Raw genomic sequence first — 8,576 nt, forward strand, 5'->3', positions numbered from 1 at the left:
GGGGGTAGGGAGAATTGAAGATGTAGTTAAATAAATTATCCCCCCATCTCCCCATCTCCCCTACCTACTTCTTCCTCGCCTCTTCCTGAATCTTCGTAGACACCATTGCTGCCATCAAATGATCGGGCGTAACCTCGAAAGGTAAGTGATGAATATCAGAATTAGGAGAACAGGTAATTTCCGCAGCTTGGCGCAACTCAGTCAAAGTAATATTCCCCAAACCTAAATCATCCAAAGATTGCGGTAAACCAATTTCCGCATAAAACTTTAACAACTGTTGTCTCGCCGCAGCCGCTAACTGATTACCTTGCAACATTTCCTCCAAACGCAGTTGCACCAAAATTCCGTAAGCCACCTTCTCACCATGCAAAGTATCATGGGCAGCCAGAATGTGAGTTAATCCATTATGTACAGCATGGGCAGCCACAGTGCGACATTGCGCCCCACCTAACCCACCAATCACACCTGCTAACATCACAGTGGCATCAACAACTTCTCGCCAAACTTCGCCCCCTGGTTCTTGTAAGGCGGCGTGAGACTTTTGAAATAAAATATCTCGTAAAACTCTGGCTTGTTGAACTGCGCCAATGATAAAGGTTTGTTGAGAATTTCCACTGCTAACCGATGCTTCGTACCATTTAGCCAAAGCATCACCGATTCCCGCAACTAAAGTCCGTTGTGGCGCAGTTTCAATTAAGCCGTAATCCAACAATAATAAATCGGGGCAACGTTCTAAAGGTACATCGTAGAGATAAGCACCTTGTTCCGAGTAAATGTTAGAAAGGGCTGTCCAACCTGCACAAGTTGCCGCTGATGTAGGTATGGTGACAACAGGAATCTGACATTGGTGCGCTAAGAGTTTGGCGGTATCCAAAGCTTTACCACCACCGACACCGATAATCATGTCAGCTTGATGCTGTTTTACCTTTGCTTTTAAGGATGCCAAAGTAGATTCGGAACAATCTGGACTGTAGTGGGCAAAGGCAGTACTTAGCTGTTGTTGTTCTAATATTAACTGCAACTGCGGCTGAACTACGGCGAGAGATTGTACACCCCCGACCACCAGGGGTTGTTTGCCTATCCGTGCGATCGCTTCCCCACCCTGGGCTAGGGTGCAGCGGATTACTTGGCTTGGGGCAATGGCAAGACGAGACACTGATGTAGTTGAAGTAAACACTTATGGCAAAGATTAATCGGTATTACAACAAGACTATGTTAGCTAATTAACATTTTGGCATTCTCTTAGGGAATCATAACCATCAAAAGCCCAATTGTTACAAGATATTGATTTATGGTGGTTAAGTCAGCTTGTCGAAATCTCTGGCTTTAAGGGTAGAATGTCATTTCTAGCCTGGGTTTGATAAGTAATCAAAAGGCGATCGCCTAAGTCCGTCATCAATCATATTTGTCATAAATATGGTTTAAGAAACTAATCAACGACTGGAAAACTCTGGACAGTAATGTTTAGGTGCAATTGAAAACATGATGTTTCCCGATTGAATAGCCGCTTGCACTACTTCTTGAGGCGAATTTCGCCAATAATTAACCCAATTTTGCATTAACTCTTGTTCACTTTTCCCTTTTTTTAAAGAAGTGCAAAGATTCTGAGCTAAGCGAATATGTCCATTCGGATTTTGGTTTAAGATGTTGAGCAGCAATGCTGAGTGTGATTGTCCGGCTGCTAAACTGCGATAATCATTAAGAAATTCTTGATCTTTGTTGAGAGCGAGTTGAGCAACAACAACACTTTTTTTGTCACTAAAATTCGTTGCTAAATCTGCACGATTTCCCTGTATTTCACCCATATAATAACGATTCTGGGCGTAGGTTGGCATCTGGATGATACTGGTACTAATAAGTAATGCAATCCCTGATAATGCTTTTTTCATTTTGTTTTATTGAATCTGATATGTCCATCATTGCTGGTAATCTATTGGATGACATCGAGGTAAATGCTGATAATCGATTTACTTTATTGAAGCTATCCAGCGAGTTTTTACGGACAGTTTTTTCTTTTTTCAATGTGACAAAAGTATTCGAGAAAGCGATCGTTTTCTCAGTTGATGTAAATAAAAATTTATATTTCCTAGACAAGGTTTATTTATTCATTTAGTTGTATAGTTTTTTTAAGCGATCGACCAACATACCAAACTAGTTCTTCTGTATCCCAAACCCCATAAATTCCGGGTTTACTGGGTAATAGTTCATGTTGTGTGAATGGGAAATTAGACCAATTTTTCCATTCCATACTCTGCAATATTTTTATTGATTATTCTCCTGCACAGTTACAGTTAACCGCAATCCCAACGAATCCAACAGAGCTACTAAAGTATAAATTTCAGTACCTCCTGTTTCAGCCAAAATTTGATCGAGTTTGGCATAGTTTTGTTTAGCTATATCCGAAAGATTATTCATCTGTAAACGAGCATCCATAACATCCTTGAGTGTCAGACGTAATACTTCAGGATCTTTTTCTTCTAATTCCAAGGCAACCTCGATATTGCCAGCGGCTCTTTCGGACTCTTGAAGGGATTTTATCAAGTAGTCGTGGTAGTTTCTACACGCCATTGCTTTTGCGACTCCCTAGCAGTCATGCGGAACCAAACAAGTTTTTGTAAAACTGTATCTTCAGGCGAACAAATATAGAATGATTTATTAACATCATTGTCAGGAATGTGTAACTGACGGCGAGACATTTGGGAATGAGAAAATTCATCGTCACGCATTACAAATAAGTCGGCTTTTTCGGTTGTTGTTAGGTGAATTACATTAAATGATGATGTTCTCCCTCGATTTAATCTTTCCTAGTCCCCAGGCTTCGACGTGAGCGACTTCGGCGTGAGATCAGTCGAACGCTCAGCCGAACGTCCCTAATCCCCAGTCCCCAAAAATTACTTGCTTTTCAATTGAAAGCGATCGTCATAATTAACCATTAAAAGCTCTGAAATGTTTAATCTGTCCAAAATTACGGTAACTCACACATTATTATAGATAAACTTGATAAATCAACAGATATCATGTTCAAACCCCCAAGACTCGAAAACCATCGACTAACATTCAACAGGCTTCTCTTTTATGCCGTCTGTCTTGGTATTGGGATCGGTTGTCTAGCAACCATCTATTACTTTCTCTTACAGTGGGGACTGCAAACGTTGTGGACTACTTTACCCACTGCATTACAGTGGAATCCCGCTAAATTTCAACGTTTTGCCTGGATTTTCACCACGATTGGTGGTTTTCTGGTTGGGCTAAGTGTCCATTACCTGGGTGCTCCTAGTGGGATCAATACCGCAATTGATGAAATCCATAATGAGGGGCGAATTGATTATCGAAAAACACCTGGAATGATTGTGGCATCCTTGCTGTCACTCATTTTTGGTAGCAGTGCTGGCCCAGAAAGCCCTTTAGTCGATATCAACGGCAGCATTGGCAGTTGGTTTAGTGACAAACTGAAACTTTCCCAAGGGAACACGCGAGTTTTGACATTTTGCGGCATGGGAGCTGCCTTGGGAGCTTTTTTTGGTTCTCCCCTTGGTAGTGCAATACTGGCTCTGGAGTTACCTCACCGATTTGGGTTGGAGTACTATGAAGCACTGATTCCCGTCATGGTATCGACTGTAATCAGTTTTGCCATCTTTCGTAGCTGTACCGGACGCACAATCGGCGGTTTTTACGAGTTCCATTCCTACCCAGCTTTTCATCCCAGCCACCTGATCTTTGCGGTTTTGTTGGGCATGATTGGGGCGGCGGCGGCAACCTTGTTCATCTTTATTTTCAGCCGGACTCAGCATTTCATCCAAGCTGTTCCCATTCATCCGATTCTGCTGACTACCTTGGGTGGATTGGGAATTGGACTGATTGCAGGAGTTTTTCCGTTAACGCTATTTTATGGAGAACGGGAAATTCAAATCATTATTGATACTGGTGCCCAAGTCGGATGGAAGTTACTGCTGCTAAGTGCGATCGCGAAAATGATAGCAGTCAGTTTATGTCTACATTGCGGTTTTCGCGGGGGATATATCTTTGCCTTATTCTTTATTGGGGCATCCATTGGCATGGGTGTGAGTTTGCTGGTTCCTTATGTCCCTCCTTCTGTCGCTATGCTTTGTATGATGGCAGCCGTCACTGTTGCTGTCATGAAAACGCCCGTGAGTATTCCCGTCATCCTATCCGTGATTTCCAATACGGATCTGATTCCGATGATCACAGTGGCAACGATCGTCAGTTTCCTTCTGACCATGAAAATCTCATTAATTCCGACTCAACGCGCCCGTAACTCAGTTCCTGAAACGCCGTTTTAGTTAGTAGTATCGATCGCCTGAGTCCGATAACCCATCTTAAACCATTTTTAATTTAATCTTCCCCAGTCCCCCATACCCAAAAATTATTTGCTTTTCAGTTGAAAGCGATCGTCATAATCACTCAAAGATGGATAAAATATTGGTTCTGTTTCTGCAATTTTCAACAATCTTTCTTGATAAGCATTTAAGTAAGCTTGGCGTTTTTCTTCATCTGCATGAGCAATCGCCCAAGCAATAAAAGGTGGCAATACATCAAAGCCGACAAACCTGAGAATTCCGTGATGAATGGGAAAGAGGATTTCGTTAATATTTCCGTTAATCCCGATCGCAGTATACATATTTTCCGGCCCTCCAGTAGTTAAGGAGAGCATCGCCTTTTTGCCCCGAAAAACTCCGTTGTCATACCATTTACCACCGCCGTAAATTTTACCCATTGCAAAAGTGCGATCGACCCAACCCTTGAGAATGGCAGGTAAGGAAAACCACCACAAAGGAAATTGCATTATTAACACATCACACCATTCTAATTTTTCGATTTCCGCCTGAATATCAGAAGCAAAACCGTTAACCTCAGTGGCGTACATTTCCTCTATTTGCTGTTTGAAGTAATCCGGGTTTTTCTGGGAAGTGAAATTATGGCGATCGGAAACAGGGTTAAAATTCATTGCGTAAAGGTCAGAAATTATCACTTCATGACCTGCGGCTTCTAACACTTTTTTAGCATGACGAGTTAAGCTACCATTAAAACTTTGGGATTCAGCGTGGGCGTGGACAATAAATACTTTCATAAGTTTTGCTGCATTTATGGCAATTTTGATTATCAAACCTGGGAGCAGAAGAAAGGATAAATATACTGGAAAAATCAACTTATCTGCCCCTAATATTTAACAGACTGTAGAGACGTTTCATGAAACGCCTCTACTCAAAATCGATATTAACTAACTTGCAACTTCACATTTAGCTTTTGCAGTCTTTCCCCTAACCAACGTTCAAACAACTCATTTTGCAATGCTTGTCTTACTTGAACATCTTCTAAAGAACTAGGTAAAAACTGCTCAACACGAAACAAACCCCAACGTCCTTCCACTTGTAAAGGCCCTAAAATAGTCCCAACTTCGGCCTTCTTTACCTCACTCTGGAGAGGTTCCGGTAAAGTTCCCATACTGATAGCGCCCATCATACCATTAGCTAAACGCTCCTCAGTCAAAGAATGCTCTCGCGCCACTTGTTCAAAAGTATCACCAGTCTCAATTTGCTCGCGCAGTTCTTCTGCCACCTCTGGATTATCGACAATAATGCGCGACAAAACCACACGGTCTAGAAAAATTTTGCGATCGTTATAATAATTTTGCAAATGCGCTGAAGTTACTTGAGCCTTCAGTTTGTCTAGCTTAAAATTAAAAGCAAACTGATTGTGAAAAGTTGGGTAATCTATACCCTTACTAGTTAGCCATTCTTGGAAACGCTTAGGATCAGTCAACTGACTTTGAATCCGAAAATCAATTATTGCCTGTTCCACAAGTGCATTTTCAATTTGAGGATCGCCCTGCTTTAGTTGTTCTTGCTCAATAATGTGTTGTCGCAGAATATCCCCGATAAAAATCCCAAGTTTGCCACAACTTTGCAGATATCGCAAAGCTTGTTCCAAAAAAATGGGTTGGTCATCAACAATAAGAAATGATTGGGAAGTCATGAATTAGCCAGATTTTACACAATTAATTTGCTTGCCCTTATTAATTTTATGGCTGTTGTGACCTTCTGCGACTTCGGTAGCCCTAAGAAGGCAGAGGAGCAGAGGAGCAGAGGAGCAGAGGAGCAGAGGAAGTAGGATTCAAAACTCAAAACTTCCCAAACTTTCTCCCTAACTCAAAACTCAAAACGTGCTACGCACCGCTACGCTAACAAAACTCAAAACCCTCCCAGCCCCCTTGTCCCCTTGTCACCGCACGCGGAATTCGACAAAATTATTTTTGATGGTCATATCATAGCGGGAGAAAAAGTCTTGCCCCAGTAGCCCAATGCTCAATCCGGGTGGAATCCCTACAGGGACATTTTTCAGCGAAGCACCAGCTACTTGTACAGCATCCAGACAACCGACACCAATTAAAGCACCACCAGCAGCAGTATTTACCTTTGCTACTGCAACAGTTTCTACGTTCAATCTTGCTGCCATCTCTTGAGTAATTGCTGTACCACTAGCCCCTGTATCCAACATCATCTCAAAAGTCTGCTTAATATTTGTGTTAGTCAGGGTGACATCAATTACCAAAGTGCCAAATTCTCGCCGTTTAATTGGTACGCGAATTACTGTACCAGACGGCTCACTAGTGCTAACTTTCGTAGTACATTTACTTGCTAGAGAAACTGGTTTAATTTTAGGGTCTGCTTGTTTAGCTGCGTAATCAGCTTGCTCTTGATATTCTTTGAGTTTGGCTTTAGCGTTGGCATAATTGGGGCTAGAAGCTGGTACTGCTTTAAGCAGTTGCATCACTTTTTGCCATTGGGTGTTGACTAATTTCCAATCATCGCGGGATTGGGCAGATTCTCCTATACTTTTAGCACGGGCAGCTTTGGCGATCGCTTCTTCATAACTATCCCCCACCGCTACTTGCTCCTGCTTCTGCTCCAGCACTACAGTTTTCGGTTTCGCCACCAAAGCATTTACTTTCGACTCAACTTTAACATTCGGACTTTGAGTAGCATTATCACTACTACAAGCCATACTCACCACTGCTATCATTCCCGAAAGTAAGATTAATAAACTATGATCGCGAGCAACTTTTTCCATAAAGAACTTTTGTTGATATTTTGCTTAACAAATTCTTAGCTAAACTCTCCTCTGCACCTAATCTAACCTTGCCCAAAGCCAAAAAAATCGAAATTTAAACTTTTATACATAAAAAAGAGAATGTAATCAAATCCCAACATTAATCGGAAGAAAAACTTTACAACTATCAAAGGTCGTGTAATATTGACATCGCTACGAATAAAAGACAGAAAACTATGCCACTTTTAGATGCTCAACCAGCACTGCTTGTTTTAGTAGATGGCACAACTTTTCGGGGTTGGTCATTCGGTGCGCCAGGAACAACTATTGGAGAAGTAGTGTTTAACACTGGCATCACTGGATATCAAGAAGTATTAACTGACCCTAGTTACTGCGGTCAAATTGTGCTTTTTACTTATCCCGAACTAGGCAACACAGGTATTAATCCCGAAGACGAAGAATCAGAACATCCCCAAGTCCGAGGTGCTATTGCCCGTAACATCTGCGCCCGTCCCAGCAATTGGCGTTCTACTCAATCTTTACCTGATTATTTGAAACAACACAATATTCCGGCAATTTATGGGATTGATACCCGTGCCTTAACTCGGAAAATTCGGGAATTTGGGGCAATGAATGGGGGAATTTCTACTGAAATTCTCGATCCATCTGAGTTACTTGCTAAAGTAAAAGCTGCTCCGAGTATGGCTGGATTAAATTTAGTTAAAAATGTTACCACTCGTCAGATTTATGAATGGTCTGAACCTACTAACCCAGTTTGGGAGTTTAAACTAGTAGAAAAAACTGATGAATCTTTTACAGTTGTGGCGCTAGATTTCGGCGTGAAAAAGAATATTCTCCGCCGTTTAGCTAGTTATGGTTGTCGGGTAATTGTGGTTCCGGCAGATACACCAGCAGAAGAGATTTTAAAATATAATCCAGATGGGATTTTCCTTTCTAATGGCCCTGGCGATCCAGCGGCAAATATAGAAGGAATTGAAACTACAAAGGCTTTACTGAAAGCGGAAAAACCTGTGTTTGGTATTTGTATGGGACACCAAATTTTAGGTCTTTCTTTGGGTGGTGATACTTATAAACTAAAATTTGGTCATCGTGGCTTAAATCAACCTGCGGGTTTGACGGGAAAAATTGAGATTACTAGCCAAAATCATAGTTTTGCGATCGATCCAGATACAATTCCCGATGCCGATGTGGAAATTACTCATCTTAATTTAAACGATCGCACCGTCGCAGGCTTACGCCACAAATCTCTACCAATGTTCTCTGTACAATATCACCCAGAAGCCAGCCCCGGCCCCCATGACGCTGACTACCTGTTTGAACAGTTCGTCCAATCAATGCGCGAAAATCGCCAAGCTACCGCTGTTTAGGGGGCACAGGGGCACAGGAGCACAGGAGCAGAGGAGCAGAGGAGCAGGGGAGCAGAGGAGCAGAGGAGCAGAGGAGCAGGGGAGCAGGGGAGAATTAAATTTTCCCCTTGTCCCCTTGTC

The 8,576-nt window shown here is 42.1% G+C and carries 11 protein-coding genes; 3 read left to right on the forward strand and 8 right to left on the reverse strand.

The window, feature by feature from the left end; translation table 11 throughout:
- Positions 1–64 precede the first annotated feature (64 nt).
- On the reverse strand, positions 65–1,156 hold the full coding sequence (locus tag IQ264_RS29755) for an iron-containing alcohol dehydrogenase family protein (protein WP_322744831.1): 1,092 nt from the start codon (positions 1,154–1,156) through the stop codon (positions 65–67).
- A 277-nt stretch (positions 1,157–1,433) separates the two neighbouring features.
- Positions 1,434–1,889, reverse strand: a complete 456-nt coding sequence (locus tag IQ264_RS29760; protein WP_193985838.1) for a DUF732 domain-containing protein — start codon at positions 1,887–1,889, stop codon at positions 1,434–1,436.
- Between the two features lie 20 nt (positions 1,890–1,909).
- Between IQ264_RS29760 and IQ264_RS29765 the strand changes: the two genes are divergently transcribed.
- Positions 1,910–2,113: a hypothetical protein gene (locus tag IQ264_RS29765; RefSeq protein ID WP_193985840.1), complete on the forward strand. Its 204-nt coding sequence runs from the start codon at positions 1,910–1,912 to the stop codon at positions 2,111–2,113.
- Here IQ264_RS29765 and IQ264_RS29770 read toward each other — a convergent pair.
- From IQ264_RS29770 to IQ264_RS29780, 3 genes are read right to left on the reverse strand one after another with little or no spacing between them, the layout of a single operon-like run.
- Positions 2,102–2,248: a hypothetical protein gene (locus IQ264_RS29770; RefSeq protein ID WP_193985842.1), complete on the reverse strand. Its 147-nt coding sequence runs from the start codon at positions 2,246–2,248 to the stop codon at positions 2,102–2,104. The two genes, IQ264_RS29765 and IQ264_RS29770, sit on opposite strands and share 12 nt — an antisense overlap.
- 14 nt (positions 2,249–2,262) lie before the next feature.
- Entirely contained in the window at positions 2,263–2,568 is a 306-nt protein-coding gene (locus IQ264_RS29775) for a DNA-binding protein (RefSeq protein WP_193985845.1), read from the reverse strand.
- A complete protein-coding gene (locus IQ264_RS29780; RefSeq protein WP_228061918.1) occupies positions 2,538–2,726 on the reverse strand; it encodes a hypothetical protein in 189 nt (62 codons plus the stop codon). The genes IQ264_RS29775 and IQ264_RS29780 overlap by 31 nt, the downstream gene beginning before the upstream one ends.
- A 291-nt stretch (positions 2,727–3,017) precedes the next feature.
- Between IQ264_RS29780 and IQ264_RS29785 the strand changes: the two genes are divergently transcribed.
- A complete protein-coding gene (locus tag IQ264_RS29785; protein ID WP_193985846.1) occupies positions 3,018–4,301 on the forward strand; it encodes a chloride channel protein in 1,284 nt (427 codons plus the stop codon).
- Between the two features lie 83 nt (positions 4,302–4,384).
- Here IQ264_RS29785 and IQ264_RS29790 read toward each other — a convergent pair whose 3' ends face one another.
- The 3 genes from IQ264_RS29790 to IQ264_RS29800 form a co-directional block, all read right to left on the reverse strand.
- The gene (locus tag IQ264_RS29790) at positions 4,385–5,089 is read right to left on the reverse strand and encodes an NAD(P)H-dependent oxidoreductase (protein WP_193985847.1); all 705 of its coding nucleotides are present in this window, start codon (positions 5,087–5,089) and stop codon (positions 4,385–4,387) included.
- Between the two features lie 146 nt (positions 5,090–5,235).
- Positions 5,236–5,994 carry a peptidylprolyl isomerase gene (locus tag IQ264_RS29795; RefSeq protein ID WP_193985848.1) on the reverse strand — a complete coding sequence of 253 codons (759 nt, stop codon included), beginning with the start codon at positions 5,992–5,994 and terminating at the stop codon, positions 5,236–5,238.
- Between the two features lie 246 nt (positions 5,995–6,240).
- Complete coding sequence (locus IQ264_RS29800; RefSeq protein WP_193985849.1) at positions 6,241–7,089, reverse strand: retropepsin-like aspartic protease family protein; 849 nt, start codon at positions 7,087–7,089, stop codon at positions 6,241–6,243.
- A 215-nt stretch (positions 7,090–7,304) separates the two neighbouring features.
- On the opposite strand from IQ264_RS29800, the gene carA reads away from it, so the two are divergent.
- On the forward strand, positions 7,305–8,456 hold the full coding sequence (gene carA, locus IQ264_RS29805) for a glutamine-hydrolyzing carbamoyl-phosphate synthase small subunit (protein ID WP_193985854.1): 1,152 nt from the start codon (positions 7,305–7,307) through the stop codon (positions 8,454–8,456).
- The last annotated feature ends 120 nt before the right edge of the window (positions 8,457–8,576 follow it).

The organism is [Phormidium] sp. LEGE 05292 (assembly GCF_015207735.1).
Lineage (GTDB): Bacteria > Cyanobacteriota > Cyanobacteriia > Cyanobacteriales > Aerosakkonemataceae > Floridanema.